The 381-nt window shown below is 55.4% G+C and carries 1 protein-coding gene; it reads left to right on the forward strand.

Annotated features, from left to right (window positions below):
* Positions 1–381, forward strand: a 381-nt coding sequence (locus tag HEN33_RS25580; protein ID WP_183083550.1) for an IS3 family transposase, incomplete at both ends; no start/stop codon positions are given.

The raw sequence follows: 381 nt of genomic DNA on the forward strand, positions 1-381 counted from the left end.
AACTGCATATTGCCCCGTCAACGTATTACCACTGTCAGCAACAGCGACATCATCCTGATAAACGCAGTGCCCGTGCTCAGCGCGATGACTGGCTGAAGAGAGAGATACAGCGCGTATACGATGAAAATCATCAGGTGTACGGTGTGCGTAAAGTCTGGCGCCAGTTGTTACGCGAAGGTATCAGGGTGGCCAGATGTACAGTGGCGCGCCTCATGGCGGTTATGGGACTTGCCGGTGTTCTCCGGGGTAAAAAGGTCCGTACTACCGTCAGCCGGAAAGCCGTTTCCGCAGGCGACCGCGTAAACCGTCAGTTCGTGGCAGAACGTCCTGACCAGCTGTGGGTGGCTGATTTTACTTACGTCAGCACATGGCAGGGCTTCG

Source organism: Escherichia sp. 94.0001, from assembly GCF_013369155.2.
Classification (GTDB): Bacteria; Pseudomonadota; Gammaproteobacteria; order Enterobacterales; family Enterobacteriaceae; genus Escherichia; species Escherichia coli_F.